The following is an 823-nucleotide window of genomic DNA, read 5'->3' as shown; positions in this document are numbered from 1 at the left end:
CACCGAACCCGCCAGTGACGGGATCTCGCAGCTCGTCGCATGATCCAGGATGTCGTTGTAGTGGACACCCAGGGAGCTGAAGGACTCCAGATAGTTGGCGTAGCTTGCGCCGGCCAGCTGATCGAGAGCGTTCTGGTAATCGACCGGATCGGTGATCTGGAACAGTTCGTTGAACAGGTCCGCGATGCCGCCCGTCAGGTCAGGATCGTAGATGCACTCTAGACCTTCCGAGGTTGACTGGCCGTTCTCGGTCAGGCCCGGAATTTCATCGAACGGCGTCCTGGTGAACGCGAGGTCGATGTTGTCGCTCTCATCCTCGATGCAGTCGAGGTTGAGGAACAGCGATCCGCCGAAGGCTCCGCCGATCTGGCACTGGGCGCCGTCGAAGCCGCCGTTGCGAACTTCGGCATCGATGACGTTATCCCAGAAGTAATCGTCGGCGAACAGGCCGTTGGCCGGCTGGATGTCAGCCACCAGCGTCCCGTCCAGGTTGGCCGTGTTGGCGAAGACCTGAGCGTAAGTGCCGACTTCCTGATCGCCACCCGATTCCGGCACCAGCTGGAACGTGATGGTGCCGTCAGCGCCGACGTTGAAGGTGTCGACCAGTGCATAGGTCGGTCCTTCGAAGCCCGTCGGATCGCCGTGGACACGTGTGTCCGCGAGAACCAGGTTGCCGCCATCGTCGATGGTCAGCGTGCCAGGGCCGGCAAGGCCGCTGTCGAGTGCTGTCGCATCGAGGATGCGGGTGCTGCGGTCGGTGCGGTCGTAACCCGGGATCGCCGACGGATTGATGATGCCGTCGAAGTAGGTCGTGCCGCTGGCG

1 protein-coding gene is annotated in these 823 nt (G+C 62.5%); it reads right to left on the bottom strand.

All coding sequences use genetic code 11. From position 1 onward, the window contains the following. The coding region (locus LZ538_RS13145; RefSeq protein ID WP_249832489.1) for a hypothetical protein at positions 1–823 on the bottom strand (823 nt) is incomplete at both ends.

Source organism: Sphingomonas hankyongi (genome assembly GCF_023516575.1).
GTDB lineage: Bacteria > Pseudomonadota > Alphaproteobacteria > Sphingomonadales > Sphingomonadaceae > Sphingomicrobium > Sphingomicrobium hankyongi.
This window is presented reverse-complemented; position numbering and strand designations above follow the sequence as displayed.